General features: G+C 44.4%; 19 protein-coding genes and 1 pseudogene. 18 read left to right on the forward strand and 2 right to left on the reverse strand.

Features of this window, described 5'->3' with window-relative positions; genetic code table 11:
- On the reverse strand, positions 1 to 476 hold a 476-nt coding region (locus AC2A1E_RS19545), incomplete at its 3' end, for a phosphatase PAP2 family protein (protein WP_484385133.1).
- A gap of 368 nt (positions 477 to 844) precedes the next feature.
- Between AC2A1E_RS19545 and udk the strand changes: the two genes are divergently transcribed.
- From udk to dcuC, 4 genes are all read left to right on the forward strand, one after another.
- A complete protein-coding gene (udk, locus tag AC2A1E_RS19550; protein WP_459399173.1) occupies positions 845 to 1,486 on the forward strand; it encodes a uridine kinase in 642 nt (213 codons plus the stop codon).
- A gap of 259 nt (positions 1,487 to 1,745) precedes the next feature.
- Positions 1,746 to 2,327 (forward strand): dCTP deaminase, encoded by a 582-nt coding sequence (gene dcd, locus AC2A1E_RS19555; protein ID WP_459399172.1) that lies wholly within the window; start codon positions 1,746 to 1,748, stop codon positions 2,325 to 2,327.
- A 44-nt stretch (positions 2,328 to 2,371) separates the two neighbouring features.
- On the forward strand, positions 2,372 to 4,213 hold the full coding sequence (gene asmA, locus AC2A1E_RS19560; protein WP_484385134.1) for an outer membrane assembly protein AsmA: 1,842 nt from the start codon (positions 2,372 to 2,374) through the stop codon (positions 4,211 to 4,213).
- Positions 4,214 to 4,596: 383 nt separating this feature from the next.
- A complete protein-coding gene (dcuC, locus tag AC2A1E_RS19565; RefSeq protein WP_484385135.1) occupies positions 4,597 to 5,952 on the forward strand; it encodes an anaerobic C4-dicarboxylate transporter DcuC in 1,356 nt (451 codons plus the stop codon).
- A 221-nt stretch (positions 5,953 to 6,173) separates the two neighbouring features.
- Here dcuC and AC2A1E_RS19570 read toward each other — a convergent pair whose 3' ends face one another.
- Positions 6,174 to 7,760, reverse strand: a complete 1,587-nt coding sequence (locus AC2A1E_RS19570; RefSeq protein WP_484385136.1) for a TerC family protein — start codon at positions 7,758 to 7,760, stop codon at positions 6,174 to 6,176.
- Between the two features lie 674 nt (positions 7,761 to 8,434).
- Here AC2A1E_RS19570 and galU (AC2A1E_RS19575) point away from each other — a divergent pair.
- From galU (AC2A1E_RS19575) to galE, 14 genes and pseudogenes are all read left to right on the forward strand, one after another.
- On the forward strand, positions 8,435 to 9,334 hold the full coding sequence (galU, locus tag AC2A1E_RS19575; protein WP_484385137.1) for a UTP--glucose-1-phosphate uridylyltransferase GalU: 900 nt from the start codon (positions 8,435 to 8,437) through the stop codon (positions 9,332 to 9,334).
- Between the two features lie 45 nt (positions 9,335 to 9,379).
- Positions 9,380 to 10,276, forward strand: coding sequence for a UTP--glucose-1-phosphate uridylyltransferase GalU (galU, locus tag AC2A1E_RS19580; protein ID WP_484385138.1), 897 nt, complete (start codon positions 9,380 to 9,382; stop codon positions 10,274 to 10,276).
- A gap of 850 nt (positions 10,277 to 11,126) precedes the next feature.
- Positions 11,127 to 12,209 carry a UDP-N-acetylglucosamine--undecaprenyl-phosphate N-acetylglucosaminephosphotransferase gene (gene wecA / locus AC2A1E_RS19585; RefSeq protein WP_484385139.1) on the forward strand — a complete coding sequence of 361 codons (1,083 nt, stop codon included), beginning with the start codon at positions 11,127 to 11,129 and terminating at the stop codon, positions 12,207 to 12,209.
- A 104-nt stretch (positions 12,210 to 12,313) separates the two neighbouring features.
- On the forward strand, positions 12,314 to 13,453 hold the full coding sequence (locus AC2A1E_RS19590) for a polysaccharide export protein (protein WP_484385140.1): 1,140 nt from the start codon (positions 12,314 to 12,316) through the stop codon (positions 13,451 to 13,453).
- On the forward strand, positions 13,453 to 13,887 hold the full coding sequence (locus AC2A1E_RS19595) for an arsenate reductase/protein-tyrosine-phosphatase family protein (protein ID WP_484385141.1): 435 nt from the start codon (positions 13,453 to 13,455) through the stop codon (positions 13,885 to 13,887). Before AC2A1E_RS19590 ends, AC2A1E_RS19595 begins: the two co-directional genes overlap by 1 nt.
- Before the next feature lie 16 nt (positions 13,888 to 13,903).
- The gene (gene wzc, locus AC2A1E_RS19600) at positions 13,904 to 16,075 is read left to right on the forward strand and encodes a tyrosine-protein kinase Wzc (RefSeq protein WP_484385142.1); all 2,172 of its coding nucleotides are present in this window, start codon (positions 13,904 to 13,906) and stop codon (positions 16,073 to 16,075) included.
- A 550-nt stretch (positions 16,076 to 16,625) separates the two neighbouring features.
- Entirely contained in the window at positions 16,626 to 17,879 is a 1,254-nt protein-coding gene (locus AC2A1E_RS19605; RefSeq protein ID WP_484385143.1) for an MATE family efflux transporter, read from the forward strand.
- Positions 17,880 to 18,719, forward strand: coding sequence for a glycosyltransferase family 2 protein (locus AC2A1E_RS19610; RefSeq protein ID WP_484385144.1), 840 nt, complete (start codon positions 17,880 to 17,882; stop codon positions 18,717 to 18,719). It abuts the gene before it with no gap.
- Positions 18,707 to 19,912: a hypothetical protein gene (locus AC2A1E_RS19615; protein ID WP_484385145.1), complete on the forward strand. Its 1,206-nt coding sequence runs from the start codon at positions 18,707 to 18,709 to the stop codon at positions 19,910 to 19,912. Before AC2A1E_RS19610 ends, AC2A1E_RS19615 begins: the two co-directional genes overlap by 13 nt.
- Complete coding sequence (locus tag AC2A1E_RS19620; RefSeq protein WP_484385146.1) at positions 19,909 to 20,691, forward strand: glycosyltransferase family 2 protein; 783 nt, start codon at positions 19,909 to 19,911, stop codon at positions 20,689 to 20,691. Before AC2A1E_RS19615 ends, AC2A1E_RS19620 begins: the two co-directional genes overlap by 4 nt.
- Before the next feature lie 139 nt (positions 20,692 to 20,830).
- A pseudogene (locus tag AC2A1E_RS19625) lies at positions 20,831 to 21,322 on the forward strand (transposase); the annotation flags it as partial.
- 559 nt (positions 21,323 to 21,881) lie between these two features.
- Positions 21,882 to 22,637, forward strand: coding sequence for a glycosyltransferase family 2 protein (locus tag AC2A1E_RS19630; protein ID WP_484385147.1), 756 nt, complete (start codon positions 21,882 to 21,884; stop codon positions 22,635 to 22,637).
- Positions 22,638 to 22,683: 46 nt separating this feature from the next.
- The gene (locus AC2A1E_RS19635) at positions 22,684 to 23,673 is read left to right on the forward strand and encodes an NAD-dependent epimerase/dehydratase family protein (protein WP_484385148.1); all 990 of its coding nucleotides are present in this window, start codon (positions 22,684 to 22,686) and stop codon (positions 23,671 to 23,673) included.
- A 577-nt stretch (positions 23,674 to 24,250) separates the two neighbouring features.
- Positions 24,251 to 25,264 carry a UDP-glucose 4-epimerase GalE gene (gene galE / locus AC2A1E_RS19640; protein WP_484385149.1) on the forward strand — a complete coding sequence of 338 codons (1,014 nt, stop codon included), beginning with the start codon at positions 24,251 to 24,253 and terminating at the stop codon, positions 25,262 to 25,264.
- Positions 25,265 to 25,440 lie beyond the last annotated feature (176 nt).

Here is a 25,440-nt window from a genome sequence, read left to right on the forward strand (position 1 = left end):
ATCTTGCGGTAAGAAAGCCGAGGCGGCGGAGTGCCGCGCTGAAGCAGCAGGAAGGTGCTGCTGACGATCAGGCCTAATAGCAGGCCAGTGATCACTTCTGAGGTGGAATGGACGTGAATCGCCAAGCGTGAATAACCTACCGCGATGGCCAGCACATACCCCACAATCACCGCCACGCGCCGCACTATTGGTGAAAAACGCCCGCTAAGCAACCACAACATCACTGGCCAGATACTGGCCGACAGCGCCGAGTGGCCGCTGAATCCGGTGAAATCAAACTCGCGGCTGCCAATACCCCAGCCCATAAATGCCAATTTTGATATACACACCACGGCTCCGACGCCGCCGAACAGCAGTGTCCATTCCCAGGTGGGTTTTCTGCTGGCGGGTGCGAACATCAAAATAATAAAGATAATGGCTGCACAGGGTAGCAGCAGCATGCTATCACCGAAAAAGGTCAGGAAATGCCAGTTCATGTGCGGCGGCACTCCACGGTGGGAAATAAATCACGTTGTTTCACGGGTTTGAAGACTCGTTGAAAGTGAGCAGGATATTAATAAGACGATTGTACGCTGAGAGCCGGGTTTGCAGTAGCGGAAATGTTCTGAAAACGCCGTTCGGCGTCTATACAAAAATAATTCGAGTTGCTTGTAGACGGCAAGCACTGGAGAGCCCAAGAGCACAGATCACTATGTGACTGGAGCGACAGAGCGCAGTCAACACCCAAGCAACTTGACGTATGAAGTGTGTAAAGGGATAAACACTGGCGTCATATGGGGTAACTCCCTATAATCAGCCCGTTCTAGTTCCCCCTTTCCTCACTATAAATCAGGTCTTTAATTTTATGACTGACAAGCCGCATCAGTGCGTCATTATTGGTATCGCTGGCGCATCTGCCTCCGGAAAAAGCCTTATCGCCAGTACTTTGTATCGTGAACTCCGCGATCAGGTGGGGGATGAACATATCGGTGTGATCCCGGAAGACAGTTACTATAAAGACCAGGCCCATTTGACCATGGAAGAGCGGGTCAAAACCAACTACGACCACCCGAGCTCCATGGATCACGATCTGTTGTTTCAGCATCTGCAAATGCTGAAGGCTGGTCAGGCAATTGAATTACCGCTGTATAGCTACACCGAACATACGCGTAAAAAAGAGACGGTTCTTCTGCAGCCGAAAAAAGTCATCATTCTGGAAGGCATTTTGTTGCTGACGGATATCCGCCTGCGTCAGGCGATGAATTTCTCGATCTTTGTCGACACACCGTTGGATATTTGCCTGATGCGCCGCATGAAGCGCGACGTGAATGAGCGCGGCCGTTCGATGGATTCCGTGATGGCGCAGTACCAGAAAACCGTTCGTCCAATGTTCCTGCAGTTTATTGAACCTTCCAAGCAGTATGCCGATATCATCGTTCCGCGCGGTGGCAAAAACCGTATTGCGATTGATATTCTGAAAGCCAAAATCAGCCAATTCTTTGAATAACACGCTTTAATGGCTGGAAAAGCGCATTTTTCCAGCCATTGGCGGACTAGTTTGCGCTCTGACATAGACCTTCGGTCTGTTATGTGGCAATTTTTGTATGAATTCATACCCAAAGTACTTGGAGTTGCAGGTAGGCGGCAACTGAGAGAATCCCCAGGAGCTTACTCAAGTAAGTGACTGGGGTGAGTGAAGGCAGCCAACATCCCTGCAACTTCAAGTAAGAAGGGTATATGCGCTTTGATGGAATGGAGATAACTAAATGAGACTGTGCGACCGCGATATAGAAGCCTGGCTGGATAGCGAAAAACTGGTCATTTCGCCTCGTCCGCCGATTGAGCGTATTAACGGGGCCACAGTGGATGTCCGCTTGGGCAATCAATTCCGCGTATTCCGTGGTCATACAGCCGCATTTATCGATCTGAGCGGGCCCAAAGACGAAGTGGGCGCTGCGCTTGATCGCGTGATGAGCGATGAAATTGTGTTACCAGAAGGGGAAGCTTTCTTCCTGCACCCGGGTGAGCTGGCGCTGGCGGTAACGCTGGAGTCGGTGACGCTGCCAAACGATCTGGTGGGCTGGCTTGATGGCCGTTCTTCCCTAGCGCGCCTGGGTTTGATGGTGCACGTTACTGCGCATCGTATCGATCCGGGTTGGCGCGGCCGAATTGTGCTGGAGTTCTATAATTCAGGTAAGCTGCCGTTGGCGCTACGCCCCGGTATGTTGATCGGTGCCCTGAGTTTTGAACTGCTTACCGGGCCAGCTGCGCGCCCTTACAACAGCCGCCAGGATGCGAAATACAAAGATCAGCAAGGGGCAGTCGCCAGCCGCATCGATAAGGACTGACCGCGCTGGGTGTTTGCCGGTGTTGTGCTGATAATGAGGATGGCATGAGAAGATTACTGACAGCTTTGGTGATTTTGCTGGTAGTGCTGGTGGCAGGTATGACTGCTTTGGTGCTGCTGGTCAATCCGAATGATTTCCGTGCCTATATGGTCAAGAAGGTTGAACAGCGCAGCGGTTATCATCTGACGCTGGAAGGTGACCTGCGCTGGCATGTCTGGCCGCAGCTCAGCATTCTGGCAGGGCGCATGACCTTGACCGCGCCGGGGGCCAAAGCGCCGGTGGTCAGTGCTGATAATATGCGGCTCGATGTTAAACTTTGGCCGCTGATTTCCCACCAACTGTATGTCAAACAGGTGATGCTGAAAAATGCCGTCATCCGCTTGACCCCCGATAGCGAAGAACAAACGCAGCCGAATGCGCCGATCGCCCCTGGCGGTAACCAGGCAGATGATACCACCGAGTCCACGTGGAAATTTGATATCGATAATCTGCGCGTGGTGGACAGCCTGCTGATCTGGCAGCGCGCCAATAACGAACAGATTAACGTTCGCGATATCAATTTGACCTTGCAGCAAAACGGCCAGCATCAGGCACAGATGGAACTTTCCAGCCGGGTGAACCGCGATCAGCGCGACCTGACGTTTATAATGGCCGCCGATCTCGATCTGCAGCAATATCCCCGCCAGATTGGTGCCAAAGTCACACAGTTCAGCTATCAGTTTGAAGGTGCAGATATTCCTGCCGCAGGCATCAGGGGGGAAGGTAGCGTACAGGCGGTGTATCAGCAGTCGCCACAGCAGATCGCCTTCAGCCAACTGATGTTCAGTGCTAATGACAGCCAACTGGCCGGTGATGCCAGCGCGCAGTTAGGATCGATCCCCAGCTATACCCTGAATCTCAGTTCAAGCCATCTTAACTTTGATGCGCTTTCCGGCTGGCAGAAGAAAAACTCTGATGAAGCGCAACAGACGGCGGCAATGACGTCTGCGCCGGTTATTGCCAATCAGCTAGACGATCCACAACAGAATTTGCAGATGCTGCGTGATTTTAACGCCCAGTTGAGTCTGAAGGCTGAGCAGGTGACCTACCGTGGGCTGAGCATCAGCCAACTGGTGGCGCGGGCGGATAATCAACGGGGATTACTGGCGGTAAAAAACTTGTCTGGCAATGTGGCCGGCGGGGATTTTGCCTTGCCGGGTTCGCTGGATGCTCGCGGCAGCAAACCGGTCATCAAATTACAACCGGTATTGCACAAGGTTGAGCTGGGGGAGGTGCTTAAAGCGTTCGGGATGCCATTGGTGTTAACCGGAACCTTCAGTATGCAGGGGGATCTGACGGGCGATCGCCTGACGGCCTCTTCTTTTGAGCATCGCTGGCAGGGTACGGCTGAAATGGCTATGCAAAACGCCCAGTTGCACGGATTGAACATTCAGCAACTGATTCAGCAGGCTGTAGCACGTAGCAATAGCAGCGTACACGGGCAGGATAGCTATCAGCGCTATACCGAAGTGAAGCAGGTGAGTGCCAAAGGTAGCCTGCGTAACGGGACTATCAGCCTCAACGATCTAGCGGCAGACTCTGAACTGTTCAGCCTGACCGGTGGCGGCACGCTGGACATGCCGGGTAAACAGTCTGATATGACGCTGAACGTGCTGGTGACCGGCGGTTGGCAGGGTGACAATGCCTTGATTGCACAGTTGAGGAAAACGCCGATCCCACTGCGGGTTTATGGGCCGTGGGAAGAGCTCAATTATCAGCTACAGGTCGATCAGATTCTGCGTAATGCGCTGCAAGATCGCGCCAAAGATGCCTTGAATAAGTGGGTAGAGAAGAACAAGAGTTCGCGCGAAGGGCAGGATCTGAAGAAACTGCTGGATAAACTGTAACTTTTGGCCTGATGTGTAAGGTGTTCTACTTGGGTAGGGGAGACACCCCTAACCCTCTCCCACAGGGAGAGGGAACTGTCACCAGCGCGCATTAAGTTTATTTTCAGCACCCTCACCTTTGGGGAAGGGATTGTCACCAGCGCGTATTAAGCTTTTATTGCTACTATTTTTTGCCCCCTCTCCTTTGGGTAGAGGAGAAACCACAATCTGCCTCACTTATCAATACCACCGCAATCCCGCCTGAAGTTTCATTATTTCTTGATAGTTTCCTCTCGCAACGTTGATGAATGTCATAATGTCCTATGCCGATTTTCTGCAGAGTGTGGCGGTATTCTTCGGCCATAGTCGGTTGGGCTGAAACAAAACAATTAAGTTGAGGATTTATGATAGAACTTCTGATTGGTGTGGTAGTAGCGGTAGGCGTTGGCCGTTACATTATCAAAGGTTATTCGGCCACAGGAGTGCTGATGGTCGGAGGGCTGATGCTATTGACGATCAGCGCATTGATGGGCAAAAGCGTGTTGCCTGCCAGTGCAACGTCAACCGGTTGGCGCGCTACAGATATTTTCGAGTATGTGAAAATCCTGCTGATGAGCCGCGGTGGCGATCTCGGCATGATGATCATGATGCTGTGCGGTTTTGCCGCTTACATGACACACATTGGTGCCAACGATGTGGTGGTGAAACTGGCCTCGCGCCCGTTGCAGATGATCAACTCCCCTTATTTACTGATGATCGCCGCCTATTTCGTTGCCTGCTTGATGTCATTGGCGGTGTCTTCTGCCACCGGCTTGGGCGTACTGCTGATGGCGACGCTGTTCCCGCTGATGGTGAATGTAGGGATCAGCCGCGGTGCGGCAGCGGCTATCTGTGCCTCCCCAGCGGCGATTATCCTTTCACCGACCTCCGGTGACGTGGTGCTGGCGGCCAAGGCGGCTGAAATGCCGCTGGTTGATTTTGCCTTTAAAACCACGCTGCCTATTTCGATTGCCGCCATTGTTTGTATGGCGATTGCCCATTTCTTCTGGCAGCGCTATCTCGATAAGAAAAACAACGAACAGCATCACATTGTTGATGTGAGTGAAATCACCACCCATGCACCCGCTTTCTATGCCATTCTGCCGTTTGCGCCGATCTTGGGTGTGCTGGTGTTTGACGGTAAATGGGGCCCAGAGCTGCATATCATTACCATATTGGTGATCTGCATGTTCCTGACTGCGGTGATTGAGTTTATCCGCAGCTTCAATGCAAAAACCGTATTTACTGGGCTGGAAGTGGCTTACCGTGGTATGGCGGATGCGTTTACCAGCGTGGTGATGCTGCTGGTTGCTGCGGGGGTCTTTGCGCAGGGGCTGAGCACCGTTGGGTTTATCAGTGGCTTGATCGGCCTGGCGCAGTCGTTTGGCACCGGTGGCATTATTATGATGCTGGTTCTGGTGGTGATTACCATGCTGGCGGCAATGACCACCGGCTCCGGTAATGCGCCTTTCTACGCGTTTGTTGAACTGATCCCGAAACTGGCCGCCCAGATGGGGATTAACCCAGCTTATTTGGTGATCCCGATGTTGCAGGCATCAAACCTTGGCCGAACGCTGTCGCCGGTTTCCGGGGTGGTTGTGGCGGTGGCTGGGATGGCAAAAATATCGCCGTTCGAAGTAGTGAAGCGCACTTCTGTGCCAGTGATCGTAGGGCTGATTGTGGTAGTAGTGGCAACGGAACTGCTGGTTCCATTACGCTGATAGCCGATATTGCTGTACTAAAGCCCCTCTCCCTGAGGGAGAGGGGGAAAACATGACTAGTGTCTTCTCCTTTGTGGACAGGGGGAAGTTAACCGCACTACAAATCCCCACTCTGTTCTTCCACAAGATGAAAGGGAAACGCCGGTCAGTTCCTTCTCCCTTGGGGTTAGGGTGAGGGGGCGATCACCGCACTACAAGGCCCCATTCTGCACTTCTACAATTCAAACTTCGTAGTCTTCTTCCGGCGCGATTAGCGGGGTGATTTTTACTTTCATGATGCGGTGGCTGCTGATCTCCAGCGGTTCAAACAGATAGTCGCCAATCTGCAATTGTTCACCTTCTTGCGGAATGCGCTGGCAATGCTCCATCAATAAACCGGCCAGCGTATGGTATTCACGCTTTTCTTCTATTGGCAGCGGTACATATAACACCAGATCTTCCAGCGGCATGTGACCATTGGCGATCCAGCAGCCGTTGGCGGTTTGCTGGATGTCGTGGCGTGCGTCGATCTCCTCATCCGCTTCTGGCAGGTTACCGGCGATGGTTTCCATCACGTCGGTCAACGTGACGACACCCTCGATCGAACCAAACTCATCGACGACAAAGGCAAAGTGCGTTTTTGCCTGGCGGAATTGTTCCAGTGCAGAAAGTAACGTCAATTGCTCAGGGAAGATCAGCGGTTGGCGCACCAAGGCGCGCAGATCCAGTGAATCCTGTTGCAACTGCTGTTTCAACACGTCGATGGTGTGGATCACCCCCAAGGGTTCATCGCTGGCGTTGTCTTCTGTTACCACGATGCGCGTATGCTGGTTTTTACCCAGTAACTGCGTCAGCTTTTCTTGTGCGTCGTTGAGCGCAAGATATTCCACATCATGCCGTGAGGTCATGATACTGCTGACCGTACGCTGCGCCATGCCCAGCACGCGCTCGATCATGTGGCGTTCCTGCCGGTTGAAAATCTCACCGCTTTCACTGGTGCTGTCCGCCAGCAGGCTGGCAGAATGGCTGTCTACTTCTGCTTCTTCATGTTTGCCGCTCAACATACGTAATACCGCTTCAGCGGTGCGTTCACGCAGGGGGCGAACCTTGGAAAGAAAGCGACGCCGATTGAATTGCGCCAGTTGGTTCAATGCTTCGATCATTACTGAGAAGCCAATCGCAGCATAGAGATAGCCTTTCGGGATATGATAGCCGAACCCTTCCGCGACCAGGCTGAAACCGATCATCAGCAAGAAGCTGAGGCACAGAATAACGATGGTGGGGTGAGCATTAACAAAGCGCGTAAGCGGCTTGCTGGCAAGCAGCATCAGGCCAATCGCGATACAGACGGCGATCATCATTACCGCGAGGTGATCGACCATCCCAACAGCCGTGATTACCGAATCCAGAGAGAATACCGCATCAAGCACGACTATTTGCGCGACGACCGGCCAAAAACGAGCCCCTTTACGCTGCCCGTGCTGCTCTTCGTCTTTGCCTTCCAGCCGTTCATTTAGCTCCATCGTGGCTTTGAACAGCAGGAAGATACCGCCGATCAGCATGATCAGATCCCGGCCACTGAACGGGTGACCCGCGGCTGTAAACAGGGGCTTGGTGAGGGTTGCCAGCCATGAGATTGAGGCAAGCAGAGCCAAACGCATCAGCAGTGCCAGCAAAAGGCCAACAACGCGTGCTTTATCTCTTTGTTTTTTCGGTAACTTTTCCGCCAGGATGGCGATAAAGATGAGGTTATCTATCCCCAGTACAATCTCCAGCACAACCAGGGTGGCCAAGCCGGCCCAAATTGTTGGATCTGCGATCCATTCCATACGCCCAATTTCACCTTTATGTTCGGCGGCACATGCCGCGATCGGAATGATGGACGCTGATAAAGGGGAATTCAACTTTAAATCAACATATAGGAAGTTAGACAATAGAAAAGGTGAGTAATTAAGCATTACAATGGCTTTTTGATGGGGTGATAGGCGATGCAAAAAAATCGGTCAGTTTTTTAGGTATAATCCCAAGGCCTAAATTATATTCTTTTAAATCAATAAATTATTTATGTTGCAAAATGCATTAATGTGCACGGTAAAACCACAATAGTAGTCTTATTCTGAAAAGGCCTATACATGTTTATCTAAGGCTTGTTTCAATAGGTCAATAGTATAAGAATCTTAGCCCATCTATAGATGATGATAAGTGCCGTTAGCTTGTCAGCAAGGTGCTGCATTCTCGTTTTATTGTGAACTGTGTCTCATTACATTGAGTGCAAACCCCCAGATTCATCATAAGGTGTGGTGCTAGTCACGCCTTTTGATTCAAACATTTTCTACAGTGCATTGGTAGCTGAAAGCCAGGGGCGGTAGCGTGTAAAAAATTAGCATAACGGTTTGATGGTTTTTCACAATACAATGATTTAAAAGAGAAATTTTAATCCGCTAATATCGTTGCTCTTTCTGGTTCTGTTATACTTCTTGTTATTTTTCGGTGGAAAGAAACTATGCAAAAGAGATTAAAGGCCGTGATCCCCGTGGCGGGTCTGGGTACACGCATGCTACCTGCGACCAAGGCTATCCCGAAAGAAATGCTGCCGGTGGTGGATAAACCACTGATTCAGTACATCGTTAGCGAATGTGTAGCGGCAGGCATTAAAGACATTGTTCTGGTCACGCATTCATCTAAAAACGCGATTGAAAACCACTTTGATACCTCTTTTGAACTGGAAGCGGTGCTTGAAGCACGCGTGAAGCGCCAATTGCTTGCCGATGTACAGGGGATCTGCCCGCCGGACGTAACCGTTATGCAGGTGCGTCAGGGGCAAGCTAAAGGCCTTGGTCACGCCGTGTTATGTGCCAAACCGATGGTGGGTGATGAACCTTTTGTGGTGTTGTTGCCGGATGTGCTGCTGGATGATGCCACTGCCGATTTGCGCAAAGAAAACCTGGCCAAGATGATCCAGCGTTTTGAGCAAACCGGTTTCAGCCAGATTATGGTTGAACCTGTGCCTGAGCAGGATGTGTCTAAATACGGCGTTGTAGACTGCGGTGGTGCAAATCTAGCCGCTGGTGAAAGCACCCCGATGACCGCAGTGGTAGAAAAACCCGCGCGCGAAGATGCCCCTTCGAACCTTGCTGTAGTGGGCCGCTATGTGCTTTCGGCCGATATCTGGCCACTGTTGGAAAAAACTCCGCCGGGTGCGGGCGATGAGATCCAGTTGACCGATGCAATTGCCATGTTGATGGAACAGGAAACCGTTGAGGCTTTCCATATGACCGGGAAATCGCACGATTGCGGCGACAAACTGGGCTATATGAAGGCTTTTGTGCAATATGGCCTGCGCCACCCTTCTGAAGGTGAAGGTTTCACCCAGTGGTTGAAGCAGACGCTAAACAGCAAGTGACAGCTAAGACCGCTGGCATGATCAGAAGATTCAGAGAGGGTTATCATGACTAAGATGTTGAAAGCTGTCATTCCCGTTGCTGGTTTGGGTATGCGCATGTTGCCAGCAACCAAGGCGATTCCAAAAGAGATGTTGCCGATCGTCGATAAGCCGGTGATCCAATACATCGTGAATGAGTGTGTTGCCGCGGGCATCAAAGAAATTGTTCTGGTGACGCATTCCTCCAAGAACGCAATCGAAAACCATTTTGATACCTCTTACGAACTTGAAGCCATGCTGGAAGCGCGCGTGAAGCGCCAACTGCTGGATGAAGTGAAGTCGATCACTCCGCCGGGCGTTACCTTGATGCACATCCGCCAGGGGCAACCTAAAGGGCTGGGGCATGCGGTGCTGTGCGCCAAGCCTTTGGTAGGCGATTCACCGTTTGTGGTGCTGTTGCCGGATGTTTTGCTGGATGACGCGAAAGCCGATCTGAAAAAAGACAACCTGGCGCATATGATCGCCCGCTTTAAAGAAACTGGTTTGAGCCAGGTGCTGGTGCAGGCGGTAGATGAAAGTGTGTTGTACAACTACTCGGTGGTTGAGTGTGAAACTAACACTTTGCAGCCTGGTGAAAGTTCGTTCATGACGTCGATCATTGAAAAGCCGAGCCGTGAGATTCAACTGAAATCTAATTATTCTGCCGTTGGCCGCTATGTGCTTTCTGCCGATATCTGGCCGATTTTGGAGCAAACCAAGCCGGGAGCTTGGGGGCGCATTCAGTTGACCGATGCTATTGCAGAACTGCTGAAGCAAAAACCGGTCGAAGCCATGAAGCTGGTGGGGGAGTCATTTAACTGCGGTGAAAAGCTGGATTACCTGCGGGCATTTGTGACCTTTGGCCTGCGCCACCCAACGCAGGGCAAGGCATTCCGCGAATGGGTAGAGAAGTTGGAATTGTAAGCATTCGTAGCGCTTTGCTGTTTATCTAGGCAGTAGCAGCAACAAGCTAAAATTAACGCCCCCTCTCGCTGAGGGAGAGGGCCGAGGTAAGGGGGACTAGCAACAGCGATGCCCCTTCACTTCGTAAAAATGCACAATAACGTTGCACCAAGCTGAAATTAACGCCCCCTCTCCCTGAGGGAGAGGGCAGGGGTGAGGGGGGACTAGCAACGGCGATGCCCTTTTTACCTCCGCAAAAAATGCACAATCGTGTTGCACCAAACTGAAATTAACGCCCCCTTTCCCTGAGGGAGAAGGCCGGGGTGAGGGGGGATTAGCCACAATTGGGCTTGCAATCAGGCGCGTGTTGCCTGCCAGCCTATATATAATCGTCATCAATAATTCCCCATGGTATTAATGAGTTTGCTGCTGAGGTTTTATAAAAGCGAAATCGTTATTTGGTCTTATTTTCGCAATCTGCAAAATTTTAATTATTTTAATTAAAATCAGATAATTAAAAATTATTATCAGCGTAAAAGTCTGCGTGTAGACACGCAAATAGTGGTCTTATTCTGAAAAGGTTTATGTGGCCTTTCTGAGGCTTGTTTCCATAAGTCAATAGTATAAGAATCGTATCATCACAATTTGGCATTAGTTCAGATCTTATGCGGTTACGCCTGGATTTTGCATTCGTGATGCTATGACGGATGAGATATTTACATCTTTTTGATTTCCATAAGAAAGCATGGAGCACTCGGGTATTTACGCTAAAGAATTCTCACAAACAGAACATGGTAACTGAGAATCAAGAACTCTAGCGTGCCTGTATTATTTGGATTTGGAGTTATAACTATTTGATTATGGTGAGAAAATGCAAGAATCGATGGTGGTCTTCGTCGGCGCGTTTCTGATGCTGCTAGCAGCAAGAAAGGTCGCTTTTTATGTTGGCTTGGTTGATAAACCGAATGCCCGTAAAAAGCATGATGGGCACATTCCGTTAGTGGGTGGAGTGTCGATTTATTTGGCACTGTGGGTGCTTTATGTGTTGCACCCAGACTGGATGCCGCAATTTAGTCTTTACATGATCTGTGCAACAATTTTACTGGTTGTTGGCGTATTGGACGATAGGTTTGATTTACCTGTGTTACCAAGGGTTGGGGTTCAGGCCTTAGTTGCTGCCGCCATGATGTGGTCTGGGTTGGTTTTGACAAGCCTTGGATATGTTACTGCGGATATTGAGCTGGTACTGGGAGTGTTTGGTTACTCGTTAACCTTGCTTGCAGTATGGGGAGCAATCAATGCTTTTAACATGGTTGACGGCATTGATGGCCTGCTGGGGGCATTATCATGCGTTACGTTTGCCGCCTTAGCCGTAATGTTCCAACTCGGCGGCAACTCAGAACTCGCAAAATGGTGCGTGTGTCTGTTAGTGGCATCCTTGCCGTACATTATGTTGAATCTTGGCATCCCAATGGGGAAAAGATTCAAGGTGTTTATGGGGGATGCGGGTAGTACGCTGATTGGCTTTACCGTTATCTGGCTGCTGGTGTTGGCTACCCAAGGTGATAAAGCTGTGATGCGGCCGGTATCTGCACTGTGGGTAATTGCGGTACCATTAATGGATATGGCCGCGATCATGGTGCGCCGGATCCGCAGGGGGGATAGCCCGTTTAAACCCGACCGTGAGCATCTTCACCACATCCTGATGAGAGCCGGGTTAGGCCCACGCCAGACGCTGTTGGCGATTGTTGGTTTTTCAGCGTTGTTGGCGGCAATTGGCATTATTGGTGATAATGCCGGGGTGCCTGAATTGCTGATGCTGGTGGGATTTTTGGTTGTTTTTGCAGCTTATTTTTGGTCTATTATCCGGGTTTGGAAAATTTTGACCTGGATCCGAAAGGCAGGCCGTAAGCAAGGGATGAGTGAGATCGGAAATTCGCCTTCAAACAAGTAATTAGCCACTTGCTTGGCAGGTACTTTGCTCTTTTTGAGCAGCTTTCCGTTTATAGAACTCGAATGTTAGATTGGATTGCTTTCCTTATAATAGCGAATAATTGGATGACAAAAGTTACGTTTAAACTGATATCAATACTGATATCTGCAAGTTTTATCAGTGGATGTACCATAGTGCCAGGGTCACATCTTTCGACATCAGGCAAGGCTGTTGTAAAGCAATCCGATGCAGATTTTAATATCGACGAGCTGGTCAATGTCTACATGATGACGCCGCAGTTGATCGAGACAATGCGCCCGAAAGCGGTTGTGGCCCAGCCGAACAAAGATTTAGAAAACGAACTTAAAAATTACGAATATCGCATCGGGGTTGGCGATGTTTTGATGGTAACAGTTTGGGATCACCCAGAGCTGACAACACCAGCCGGGCAGTATCGCAGTGCAAGCGACACCGGTAACTGGGTTAACGCTGATGGCACCATTTTCTACCCTTATATTGGCAAGCTTAAAGTTGCAGACAAGACGATAGCTGAAATCCGCAGCGAGATCGCCAGCCGTTTGGCACAATATATTGAAAGCCCGCAGGTGGATGTGAGCATTGCGGCTTTCCGTTCGCAAAAGACCTATGTGACAGGCGAGGTGGCGAAATCTGGCCAGCAGCCTATTACCAACGTGCCGCTCACCGTGATGGATGCAATTAATGCCGCTGGCGGCCTGACCGAAAACGCAGATTGGCGTAACGTGGTATTAACCCATGACGGCAAAGAGAAACGAATCTCCCTTCAAGCCTTGCTGCAAAAAGGTGACCTGACCGAAAACCACCTGCTTTACCCCGGTGATATTCTTTACATCCCCCGCAATGATGACCTGAAAGTGTTTGTGATGGGTGAGGTGAAAAAACAAACCACGTTGAAGATGGACCGCAGCGGCATGACCCTGACAGAGGCATTAGGTAATGCAGAGGGGATGGACCAGGCAATGGCAGATGCCACCGGGGTGTTTGTGATCCGCTCATTACGCGGTAGCGAAGGCAAAAAAATGGCGAACATCTACCAGTTGAACGCATCAGATGCCAGTGCGTTAGTGATGGGGACAGAATTCCAGCTTCAACCTTATGATATTGTGTATGTGACCACTGCCCCAATAGTGCGTTGGAACCGCGTTGTCAGTCAATTAATGCCAACAATTACGGGTGTTAATAACATGACTGAATCCGTGCGTTGGATAAGGAATTGGCCGAACTGATGTTTAACTCGATACTTGTGGTATGCGTTGGCAATATTTGCCGTTCACCAACCGGGGAGCGATTGTTAAAAGCCCGTTTGCCCGGTAAACGGATTGATTCTGCCGGGCTGGGAGCATTGGTGGGTAAACCTGCCGATGCCACCGCCAGCGAAGTTGCCAGCCAAAATGGCGTTTCGCTATTGGGGCACCAGGGGCGACAACTTACTGCCGAAATGTGCCGGGAATACGACCTGATTTTGGTGATGGAGAAAGGGCATATTGAAGCCGTTTGCCAGTTGGTGCCAGAAGCCAGAGGCAAGATAATGCTGTTTGGCCACTGGCTGGCCAAACGGGATATTAACGACCCTTATCGCCAAAGCCGCGAGGCATTTGAGTTTGTATATCGTCTTCTTGATGATTCTGCCCAAAAGTGGGCAGGCGCTTTAAGTCGCTAGTTAGCCGGGATTTATAATGTCAGAGAAAAACAGAGTAAATATTAGCAGAAACGAAAAGAACGATGAGATTGACTTAAAGCGTTTATTTGGAGAGGTTCTTGATAATCGTTGGTTAATAATCGCTGTGACCTCGGTCTTTTTGACCTTGGGGATTTTATATAGCCTACTGGCAACACCTGTTTACCGTGCTGATGCTTTGATACAGGTTGAGCAGAATTCTGGTAATTCGTTATTAAAGAATATTAACCAGATGTTACCGAGTGGGCAACCTGACTCTGCCCCAGAGATTGAATTGCTTAAATCCAGAATGGTTTTAAGCAAAACGGTTAATGATTTAAATCTTGAAACAGTAGTGGAGCAGAACTACTTCCCTATTTTTGGTAAAGGCATTGCGCGTTTAACCAAAGAACCCGAAGGTAAGATTGCCGTATCTAGGTTAATGCTCCCGGCAGAATGGGAAAATGATCCTACTATTGAGGTGGTAATAAAAGATGATAAACATTTTAATGTTAATAGAGATGGCGATCTTCTTGCAGAAGGTACTATTGGGACATTACTAAAAAGGGGGGGGGTCTCAATACTTATTAGCGATGTGGATGCAAAACCTGATACATCGTTCACTATTACTAAACTTCCAGAACTGAAAGCTGTTAACTCTATCTTGGATACATTTAATGTTCAGGATAAAGGCAAAAATACTGGAGTGTTGGGACTCACCTACACGGGCAATGATCCAGTGTTGAATCAGAAAATATTGAACAGCATAACAAACAACTACCTTGCTCAGAATGTCGAAAGAAAATCTGAAGAAGATGCCAGGAGCTTAGATTTTTTAAGGGAACAACTACCCAAAGTACGTAGTACACTTGATACTTCTGAAAATTTATTAAATAAATATCGGCAACAGAATGATTCTGTTGATCTTTCTTTAGAGGCTAAATCTGTACTGGACTCTATCGTTTCTGTAGATGCGCAATTGAATGAGCTGACGTTTAAAGAAGCAGAGATATCCAAACTATATACTGTGGAACACCCGTCATACCGAGCACTCTTAGAGAAAAAGAAAATTCTGGAGGACGAGCGTAATAAATTGAATAAGCGTGTCAGCAGTATGCCAAAAACTCAGCAAGAGATTTTAAGGCTAAGCCGTGATGTTCAATCTGGACAAGAGATATATATGCAACTCTTGGCTAAAGAACAGGAGTTGAGTATTTCTAAAGCCAGTACTGTAGGTAATGTGCGGATCATTGATAATGCGATGACACAGGACATTCCTGTAAGTCCTAAGAAGTTACTTGTCATAGCACTCAGCCTAATATTGGGGGGAATATGCTCGGTAGGTTATGTATTGGTACGTTCTTTCTTATACAATGGTATAGCAAGCCCAGAACAGTTAGAAGAGCTGGGAATAAATGTCTATGCCAGTGTGCCGTTATCTGAATGGCAGCGTAAACAAGATATTGCGATAGGGGAGAAGAGAAAAAATAAAAGAACTGATACTTCCCAGAATGTGCTATTAGCATTTGGTAACCCCGTAGACCCATCCGTTGAAGCGATACGCAGCCTACGGACAAGCTTGCATTTTGCAATGATGGAATCCAAAAATAATGTGCTAATGATATCCGGTGCTAGCCCTGGCATTGGTAAAACCTTTATCAGCGCTAACTTGGCGGCTGTTATTTCACAAAGTGGGCAGCGGGTACTATTCATTGATAGCGATATGCGCAAAGGTTATGCCCATGAATTGATGAGTGTTGATGGTAAATATGGTCTTTCAGATGTGCTTTCTGGCAAGTTAAGCGCTCAAGATGCCATTCAAAAAACCAAATATAATAATCTTGATTTTATTGCACGCGGCCAGATCCCCCCTAACCCTTCAGAATTATTGATGCATAGCCGTTTTGCAGAGTTAATTGAGTATGTTGCAGAAAATTATGATTTGGTGTTGGTTGACACGCCCCCGATTTTGGCAGTGACTGATGCCGCAATTATTGGCACGCTTGCAGGAACGTCGCTAATGGTGGCGCGTTTTGAGCGGAATAGCCCGAAAGAAGTAGAGATCAGCATCAAACGTTTCGAGCAAAATGGTATTGATATCAAAGGCGTGATTTTAAATGCGATAGTGAAAAAGTCAGCTAATTATTACAGCTATGGCTACTATAACTATGAGTATAAATCTGACAGCTAAGAAAAAAGCTAACTGTTACTCTGCTATCAAGAAACTCTGTCTAAACGTTGTGTCTGGAGTTTTGTTGAATAAATTGAATTTACGCGATTTTGGGACATGGGTGCTCTTGTAAATAACTGATTTATCATTTTTAACAACTTTCTTTTTGACCATTCGTCCAAACGGAAGTTGTTTAGGTCCTATTTCGTTTAGGGTCATTTTCACTTGCCATTCTGAATCTGTACTGTGTTCGAAATATTTATTACTCTGTGTTCGTTGCGGTTTCTGCGCGTTGTGTAACCAAAGTGCCTGCGCTAATAACACTATTGGCACGGGCACTTAATTGATTAGACGTAAACTATTTAAATCGTAAAAGACAGCATTAGATTAATTGTTGTTCAATGTGCTCTCTCGCCCTGATTTAAGATACGGTCTAGAAGTTTAAAACGATATCTTTTACATCAAGCATAAAATTCTCTTGATGTTAAAACATTACTATTGCCAGTGAAACCATGTCGTTTGGGATGCGGCAATAGCAACTCCTATTATAGTTGGTAACAAGATTGAATTCATGCATAATTTTATAACCAAAAATAGATCAGCGTTATACTCAATCTGTTCGTTATTTCTAAAACTGATGAGTGGGCCATTAGCGGTCCTTTTAGTTGCTACTAAATTAACCCCCGAAGTACAGGGGGTTTATTATACTTTTATTTCTATATCTACTATTCAGTGGATATTTGAAATTGGTTTTTCTACTGCTATTGTGCAGCATTTGTCTGCAACTAGAGTTAAAAAGCACTTTAATAGTTATGTTAAAGTCGCCTTGTTCTTTTTCACTATTATGTCAGCATTAGTGTTTTTATGTTCTCAATTATACGCGCTGTGGGTTTTCTCTGACACCACTAAATCAATATGGTTAATTCCATGGCTTCTATACTCTCTTCTGTTTTGCATAAATATAGCAAATAATACTGTTTTGCTTGTTGAAGAAGGTAGAATTAACGCTGAGAAAGTTTACTTATCAAAACTAATTAGTGGTATTTCATACTCAGCTGGATTGATAGTATCATTGTGGTTAGGTGCTGGTTTATATTCTTTGTTTTTTTCACAGCTAACTATGCTTTTGGCAAACATATATTTATTTAAAAGTGATTATTCAGTTGTATTTTTTGAATATAAGGATAGTTCGACAAAAAGAGCTATTGTTGTAGCTAAAAAAATGTTGTCATTTCAGTATAAACTTTCCTTAGTTTGGATTTTTGGTTACTTTTATTGGAATATTTATTCTATTTATTTTTATAAATTTATAGGGCCTGTTTTTGCTGGTCAATATGGAGCAACAAATTCAATTATAAATGCTCTGGCAATTGCAATGACTGCTTGGATTCAGACCAAAAGATCTCATTTAGGTAGTCTTGTGGCGGAGAATAGAGTTCTAGAAACGATACCCATATTAAAGCAGGCATTTTATTTTGGCCTGACCGGTTATATTTTCATCGTTTCATTGTTTGTTATTTTCCTGAAGCTTGATATTTTAGATTTACAGCATAGGTTTCTTGCTACGGGGTTATTGTTACAGCTAGCAATAATGAGGTTTGCTATTTTAGTTCATGAAATAGTGTTTATGTATTTTAGAACATTTAAAGATGAACCATTCTATCGCTTATCTATAGTAAACTATATCGTTACTCCTTTGGTTGTTATCTTAGCTCACCGATATAACTCTCTCGAAAATTGTTTTATATTTGCGATAGCAATACAATACATAATGATTGTGCCAATTTATTTTAAATCTAAAAGAATGATTATGGGGCGAATTTAAATGATTAGCGTTATTATGCCAGTTTATAATGGCGAGTTGTATTTGAGAGAGGCAGTTGAAAGTATATTAAATCAAACATATGCCGACTTTGAGTTAATTTGTATAGATGATGGTTCTACAGACAATACATTATGCATTTTAAATGAGTATTCAGCTATTGATGAGCGTATTGTTATTATTAGTAGAGAGAACAAGGGGTTGATTGCCACCTTAAACGAAGGGATTTCACGGTCAAAATATGAATATATTGCAAGAATGGATGCTGATGATATATCACTACCAACCAGATTTGAAAAACAGATAAATTATCTAATGTCACATGAGGATGTAGGGGTTGTTGGTTCTTCATATATATATATTGATCAAAAAAGGAATGTTCTTGGCGTGAGACGCTTGTGGAATATAAATTATGTGCTTAAAGCAATATGCATATTTGGGGCGCCCTTTGCACATCCTAGTATTATGTTTAATAAATCGATCTTGGGCAAGGAGTTTTATTATTCATGCAAATATAAGCATGCCGAGGATTATGAGCTATGGACGAGGCTTGAAAAAATAACAAAATTTGCTGTTTTAAGAGAACCGCTATTAGAGTATCGAATTTTACAGACAAGTATTTCACGGGAAAACCAAATGGAACAAAAGGAAAATATGCTTATTGCAGCATGTGATAATCTTTTGGTCTGTCACCCTAAGAGGATGAATTCTGTCCTGAGTTTTTATCTGGATGGGAAAGTTAATTTAGATTTCATCCGATTTCTTTTCCTACAAAAACGCATCAACAACATATTTATTCAGCTTTGCTATCTTTTTGTGAGATGTATTAAATGGAAAACTTAATTCTGTTGTCGATGCTGTTTTCGACTAAATATATGCTCCCTTCTGTTATGGGGATAAGTAAGTATCTATTGTTTATCTCTATGATAATTAATATCTCAGGGGTTGTATGGAATAGTTTTTCCCATCAATGGTTGACAAGAAAAAAACTTATTGTAATAGTCTTATTTTTTATTACAATGACATTCATTAACTTGGCTAAATTAAATTCTATTTCATTCACTTTGGATGATATGTATCCAACCGATATTTATATATTTAGTGCGGTCTTGTTGGTTATATCTACAAAGTATAAGCCGTTACTTAATGCTACTGTAAAATATTTAAAAGTTAATGCACTGATAATTTTTCTTGGTATCCTTCTGTTTTCTTTAGATGCGTTTAATTTTATTCGTCCTATTGGTCTGGTGAGTGCACCAGATCATGCAAATCTGGACGGTTATCAAAATTTATATTATTTAGCATATTATCCCTCTTGGATAACACTCGATCTTTCTGGGATTACTATACATCGTTTCACCTCTGTTTTTTGGGAGCCTGGGACTCTTGGACTGTACTTAATAGCATTTATTTTAATTGAAGCATTGTTTTTTATTTATAATAAGCAGTTTGCGAGTTGGAAGCGTGGTGCCATATTTTTTATTGCAGGGTTTCTATCATTATCATTATTATTTAACTTGCTAATAGTCCCAGTGATATTATTTATTTTAGCTTTAAATAAACGATGGGGTGTTTTATTTGTCATTCTTTTCGTGCTGTCACTAGTGGCTATCTATTTTTATAATCAGTTGTATGATTTGATTTTTTATCGATTGGAGTTTGATGCTGAGCGAGGTTTCGTAGGGAATAATAGGGCGAGTGCATTTGATATTATGCTTAGTTCTATGATGAGTGCTGATTTGGCAACAGTTTTGATTGGCCACGGACCGAAGGCTATTTTTCTTGGCGACTCGACTTCCTTTCCAATTAAAATATATCAACGAGGAGTATTAGGGATAGGAGGGTTGGTTTTTGCATTAGTTTATTCAGCTATTACTTTTCCGAAATATAAAACAGCTACATTTTTTGTATTTATACTGATGTGTGCATTGTTTACTTTAACGCAAATAGAAGGTGCTATAATAATGCTTTACTTTGGCATTTTAATGCTGGCTTCTTATAATGAATTTTATGAGCACATTAATAAGGTTAGATGATGATATCTATTTCTATATCTACTATATCTACGCGTATAGAAAAAATAATACTTCCCAAAGCATTAAATATCGAATATGTGATCGTTCATCAAAAGCCACATGAGGCAAAACAATCAATAATTAATGAATTGATGTCTCGAAGTGATGTTGTTTATACTCCTCTACAAGAAAGCGGATTAACTAAAAGTCGGAATGTTGGGATTGCTAAAGCATCTGGTGATTATGTTTTAATCATGGATGATGATGTAACATTCTCTATTGAAAGTGTATATGAACTAGTAGATATAATGACTAAGGAGCGTGTTGATGTAGCGACTTATTATCATAAGTTTCTTGATGGCAGAACAACAAAAAAAACAAATAAGAAGTATTTGTTAAATAAATTGACTATTGCGCAACCATCTTCAATTGATATTTGTTTTAATAAAAGAGTACTGACTGAACACAATATTAAGTTTGATGAGGATTTTGGGTTAGGTGCAAAGTACCCCTCTGGCGAAGAAATGATATTTTTATCAGACTGTCTATCTTCTGGGCTTGTTGTTAAAAGATATCCATTAGAGATATGCGTACATCCCCCTATTACCTCTGGAGTGGATTTCTATAGTTCTCAGCAAAAAATTTCTGCTAAAGCCGCCATGTTTGCAAGAGTTTATAATAAGTGGTGGCGTTTTATGTTCTTACTGTTTGTGATAAAGAAAATACCGAGAGTATTTAAAGCTGGATATACATTGTTTTTTATTTCACACGTATGCAATTACTTAACTAGTAAACATTGATGAACCGTCATCTAGTGGTATCAATTATAATGCCAATTTATAAATCTAGTTTGACGATGTCTAACTAGATTAATAGCATTTTAAGTCAACCCTACCACACCGATGATTGTCTGAGTGATAATACTGAGCAGTATGCTGATCCATTACCACGGTATTGATGCTGAAGCGTGTTTTCGGCCTGACTTTTCGGGCCCTTAAGGTTTCATCTACTCCTTTTTACACTGATGAAAGTGCCGTTGGATTATCCTGATTACACGTGAGTCAGCAAGCTGGCAACGTCCGTCAATATTCCTTTTAAAATGCCAACGCGAGGTGAAATCGCGCACTTTGTTATCTATTCCACCTGACTCAAAGTCTTTTATGAAAGGGATTGGAAGGTGAAAAATATGGTAAGGAAAAACTGCATTTGGCGGTAGATGCCCAAACGCATAAAGTCATCTGTGCTGATTTGTCCCTGAGCAATATTACTGACACGGAAACCTCGCCTGACGGATCGTAAAATCAAGGTCGCCTCAGCGGATGATGATTACAATATACGTGTCAGTCACGATTAATTAATACGCAAAAAATTGAGGCGTTAATTTCTCCCAGAAGCGGAGTTCGCTATTGGCCCGCAGACTACGCAGACCGAAGGTGAACCAGCGTCTTGCCGGGGACAACGCGCGCATTGGACAAGATGACGTTCGAAGGTATGCCAAGAAGTGTGCATTCTACCTGAGATATGACTTATTCAACAAAGCCGTTTAACTGCGGTATACAATGCAGATGTTTTGTGAAAAAAAGTGCCATTCATTAGAAAACGACAAGATATGAGATTGGGGCTTTCTTTGTTAAAAGAGTTCGGTACTATACGCTCCATACTTCAAATCGCTTGAGTGTTGGCTGCGTAAGCTCGCACCAGTCACATAGTTATCTATGCTCCTGGAGACTCTCAGACTGGTATCTACAAGCAACTCGAATTATTTTGGGTATATATATTTACCTGATGTCTTGACAAAACACAGAGCAGATACAGGAATGACACGAAGTAAATGTAGTAAAATACCAACGGGATTTTTACAGGGATGTTGTTAGTCTTGGCGTGATAAAGCCTTTTTAGGAGGCTATGCATTGAAATATTAGTTGCGATTTTTAATGCCATTCCTATTGCTTGGTGATTAATTTATTAGTTAATATTAAAGGGTCGTTTTATGACGATGAATGACTTAGTTTCGATAATTATGCCAACGTATAACTCTGAAAAAACAGTATCAGAGAGTATTGAGTCTATAAAGGCTCAAACTTATGATAATTGGGAGTTATTGATTACTGACGATTGTTCGACAGATGGAACATGGGATGTTATCAGCCAGTATGCAGAACAAGATTATAGAATCAAAATTTTTAAAAACCCTAAAAATTCAGGTGCTGGCTATAGTAGGAATAACTCAATAGCTAATGCAAAAGGCCGCTTTATAGCTTTTCTTGATAGTGATGATCTGTGGGTTCCAGCAAAATTAGCTAAGCAAATTAATTTTATGCTAGATAATAATTACCACCTTGTTTATGCTTGGTATCAAAAGATTGATAATAGTGGTAATAAAAAAGGCATTATTCAGTCGCCGGCTAATACCAGTTATAAAAAAATGTTGTATAGCAACGTTATCGGCTGTTTAACAGCGATCTATGACACTCAAAAGGTTGGTATTATATATATGCCACTAATCAGAAGAAGACAAGATTTTGGCTTATGGCTAGAGATTATGAAGAGAATAGAAGGTGCATATTGCTATCCAGAAGTCTTAGGATATTACCGTACTGGTAATAGCTCACTATCGTCCAATAAATTACAACTTATTCGTTATCAATGGCAGTTCTATCGTGAGGTGGTAGAACTCGGCATATTTAAGTCCTTTGGTTATTTTTTTATGTCTGTGGTTTTAAGTCTTATGAAGTATAATAAGTGATTTTTTGCTGAGTCTTTATGATAAAAATCATTTCTCCATGAGTTTGATGAAAAACTTTTTATTAAAAATGAAGGGGGTTGTTGTGTCAAAAATTGGTGTAATCGGTGGGGCTGGCTTTATTGGTTCGAGACTGGCTAAATTATTTAGTGAAAATGGTCTTGATTTTAAAGTGATTGATAAGGTAAAGAGTGCACAGTTTCCTGAAAAGTGGCAATATGCTGATGTGATGAAACCAGAAACACTTGATGCAGCACTTTTAGATGTTACAGTTATTATAAATCTTGCTGCTGAGCATAAAGATAACGTCAGCCCTATTAGTTTATATTATGATGTCAATGTTACCGGGGCTACGAATGTTTGTAATGCGGCTGAGCGTGCTAAAATTGATACTATCATTTTTACTTCTTCTGTTGCAGTGTACGGTTTCGTCGAAAAAGAAACAGCTGAAGATGGTGAATATAACCCTTTTAATCATTATGGGAAATCAAAGCTAGAAGCGGAAATGGTTTACGATAAATGGCAGCAGGAAGATGTGAAAAGAAAATTAATTACTGTTCGCCCTACTGTGGTTTTTGGCGAAAATAACCGCGGTAATGTATATAACTTGTTTAAGCAAATAGCATCACGAAAATTTTTGATGATAGGAACGGGTGATAATAAAAAATCTATGGCGTATGTTGATAATGTGGCGCACTTTTTAAAATATACTATAGAATTACCCTCTGGGAGGCATGTTTTTAATTATGTTGATAAACCAGATTTTACTATGAATGAATTAACAGGTATTATTTGTCAAGCATTATCTAAAAAGTCAAGTAATGTTAAAATACCCTATGTAATTGGTATTTTAGGTGGAGCGTTACTTGATATGGTCTCGAGGTTCACAGGTAAAGAATTTCCTGTAAGCCGTGTTAGAGTGAAGAAGTTTTGTGCAATAACCCAGTTCAAGTCAAATTATATTGATACTACAGGGTTTGTCGCCCCAGTTTCTCTTGAAGATGGTATTAAAAAAACTGTGCGTTATGAGTTTGAATAATCATATTTTTTGGTTTTTTATATTTAACTTAGACCTCTCAGAGGTTATGGGAATTGGTTGGTTTTTTATATGTGAATAACTGTGTTTTTCTATTTAATAGGGCATTTTTTTTTGCGGTAAAAACATATACTAATGAAGGTAATTTTACCTTTCATAAAATTTATATAATTTTATGTCCTGTTTTTGGTAATAGCTGATGCTGTATTGTGTGGTCTAGATTAAATTTAGTGCCAACGGGGGATTGTTTATCATAACCTTTGCGCGGCTCATGCTGCCCTCAGTATCAGAATAGTTGCCCCCTCTTCTGAATATTAACCCAGTGTTTGATGTAATTATAAACCAGTATGTTGGTAAAATTGCTGCCTTTACAACATTACCGCCGCAGTCTGTGGCAATAGAATTTTGTTAACACTCTCAGAGCGCTGGAAGGTTACTACGCAATATTTACTGGGCTGCTATGCGGCCCTTTTTTACATCAATGTTTTTCATTTTTGTTGAATACTATTACTGGCTTGCTGGTTACAATAGCGTAAGAAACCCCCATTTTTGGCGCCAAGGGCGCAAGCAAGGAGTTCGCATGGCAATTTTAGTCACCGGCGGTGCCGGTTATATTGGTTCCCACACCGTTCTGGCGCTGTTGGAGCGGGGTGAGGACGTGGTGGTGTTAGACAATCTCTCCAATGCATCTGAAGAGTCACTGCAGCGTGTGGAGCAGCTAGCAGGTAAAGCGGCAATCTTTTATCAGGGCGACGTGCAGGATGCCGAATGCCTGAACCGCGTTTTTGATGGCCACAACATCTCTGCGGTGATCCATTTCGCAGGGCTGAAAGCGGTAGGGGAATCCACTCGTAAACCTTTAGAGTATTACCAGAACAACGTTACCGGCACGCTAGTTTTGCTGGATGAAATGCGCCGTGCTGGTGTGCACCAGTTTATCTTCAGTTCCTCTGCTACTGTTTATGGCACGCCGGAGCATGTTCCTTTAGTTGAAACCTCTCGTGTTGGCGGCACCACCAATCCCTATGGTACTTCCAAACTCATGGTTGAACAGATTCTTCAGGATTTTGCTAAGGCAGAGCCTGAGTTCTCTATCACCACGCTGCGCTATTTCAACCCGGTAGGCGCACATGAATCCGGCCTGATAGGTGAGGATCCTAACGGTATTCCAAACAACCTGATGCCTTATATTTCGCAAGTGGCTATCGGCAAATTGGAGAAGTTATCAATTTTTGGTAATGACTATCCAACGCCAGACGGAACAGGCGTGCGTGACTATATCCATGTCATGGACCTGGCAGAAGGGCATCTTAAGGCTATTGATCATATTAACGATCAAAAAGGGTTCACTGTTTACAATCTTGGCACGGGTAAGGGTTACTCGGTACTGGATATGTTGCAGGCCTTTGAAAACGCTGCCGGGTGCAAAGTGGCCTATCAAATTGTGCCGCGCCGCGATGGCGATATCGCAGAGTGTTGGTCTAACCCGGCGTTAGCGGCAGAGAAGCTTGGCTGGCATGCAAAGCGGGATCTTAACGCTATGATGCGCGATGCATGGAACTGGCAGAAGAAAAACCCACAGGGTTACCGTTGAGCTTAGCCTTTATCAGCACAGTTTAACTATAGTTACACGTATTCCGATAGCAGACAGTAATAGATTCTTGTACAATGCTTCGCTTTGTTGCGTTGAGAATGTTCTTAACGCATTGATTATTAGGTCTTTCATTTTGCGATGGTTCTTTGATGAACAGTGTCGCTATTTAGTGGTGT

This window comes from Serratia sp. HNCC26DJ206, from assembly GCF_057180605.1.

Coding starts and splice junctions, on each gene's coding strand:
- udk (WP_459399173.1), top strand. CDS start 845: ATGACTGACAAGCCGCATCAGTGCGTCATTATTGGTATCGCTGGCGCA.
- dcd (WP_459399172.1), top strand. CDS start 1,746: ATGAGACTGTGCGACCGCGATATAGAAGCCTGGCTGGATAGCGAAAAA.
- asmA (WP_484385134.1), top strand. CDS start 2,372: ATGAGAAGATTACTGACAGCTTTGGTGATTTTGCTGGTAGTGCTGGTG.
- dcuC (WP_484385135.1), top strand. CDS start 4,597: ATGATAGAACTTCTGATTGGTGTGGTAGTAGCGGTAGGCGTTGGCCGT.
- AC2A1E_RS19570 (WP_484385136.1), bottom strand. CDS start 7,760: ATGGAATGGATCGCAGATCCAACAATTTGGGCCGGCTTGGCCACCCTG.
- galU (WP_484385137.1), top strand. CDS start 8,435: ATGCAAAAGAGATTAAAGGCCGTGATCCCCGTGGCGGGTCTGGGTACA.
- galU (WP_484385138.1), top strand. CDS start 9,380: ATGACTAAGATGTTGAAAGCTGTCATTCCCGTTGCTGGTTTGGGTATG.
- wecA (WP_484385139.1), top strand. CDS start 11,127: ATGCAAGAATCGATGGTGGTCTTCGTCGGCGCGTTTCTGATGCTGCTA.
- AC2A1E_RS19590 (WP_484385140.1), top strand. CDS start 12,314: ATGACAAAAGTTACGTTTAAACTGATATCAATACTGATATCTGCAAGT.
- AC2A1E_RS19595 (WP_484385141.1), top strand. CDS start 13,453: ATGTTTAACTCGATACTTGTGGTATGCGTTGGCAATATTTGCCGTTCA.
- wzc (WP_484385142.1), top strand. CDS start 13,904: ATGTCAGAGAAAAACAGAGTAAATATTAGCAGAAACGAAAAGAACGAT.
- AC2A1E_RS19605 (WP_484385143.1), top strand. CDS start 16,626: ATGCATAATTTTATAACCAAAAATAGATCAGCGTTATACTCAATCTGT.
- AC2A1E_RS19610 (WP_484385144.1), top strand. CDS start 17,880: ATGATTAGCGTTATTATGCCAGTTTATAATGGCGAGTTGTATTTGAGA.
- AC2A1E_RS19615 (WP_484385145.1), top strand. CDS start 18,707: ATGGAAAACTTAATTCTGTTGTCGATGCTGTTTTCGACTAAATATATG.
- AC2A1E_RS19620 (WP_484385146.1), top strand. CDS start 19,909: ATGATGATATCTATTTCTATATCTACTATATCTACGCGTATAGAAAAA.
- AC2A1E_RS19630 (WP_484385147.1), top strand. CDS start 21,882: ATGACGATGAATGACTTAGTTTCGATAATTATGCCAACGTATAACTCT.
- AC2A1E_RS19635 (WP_484385148.1), top strand. CDS start 22,684: ATGAAAAACTTTTTATTAAAAATGAAGGGGGTTGTTGTGTCAAAAATT.
- galE (WP_484385149.1), top strand. CDS start 24,251: ATGGCAATTTTAGTCACCGGCGGTGCCGGTTATATTGGTTCCCACACC.